A 395-nucleotide genomic window follows, 5' to 3' on the forward strand; every position below is an offset into this window, starting at 1 on the left:
GCGCAAGTGAAGTGAATTCCAGTACGGGGATGGGGGCTGCAACCCCCCCAGAGCATCGAAACGTTATCGGCGAAAACGCATGAATCCGCTGATAAAAAGCCCTGAAGGTGATTGTCGGAAATCAAGGTCGGGATGCTATTTCCTCTAAATGTTGCAATAGGTCTTGAGGATCCTCGTACACCCTCAGGGCTCCCGCTCTTTCTAGCTCGCTAATATCGTAGCCGCCTGAGAGCAAGCCCACACCTGTCGCTTTGCACCGCCTTGCTGCAAGCATGTCCCATATGGCGTCACCAACCACTAAACAGTCCTCAATGGGTACCTTGAGCTTTTGCGCTGCGGCAAGGAAAAGATCTGGATCAGGCTTTCCATATTTGACATCGTTGCGGGTGATTATA

Annotated in this window: 1 protein-coding gene; it reads right to left on the reverse strand. The window is 51.6% G+C overall.

Features of this window, described 5'->3' with window-relative positions:
* Window positions 1-121: 121 nt before the first annotated feature.
* A partial coding sequence (locus KMS84_RS44055) for an HAD-IA family hydrolase (RefSeq protein WP_256921419.1) occupies window positions 122-395 on the reverse strand: 274 nt, incomplete at its 5' end.

Origin of the sequence: Streptomyces hilarionis (genome assembly GCF_024539675.1) — a bacterium.
Classification (GTDB): Bacteria; Actinomycetota; Actinomycetes; order Streptomycetales; family Streptomycetaceae; genus Streptomyces; species Streptomyces hilarionis.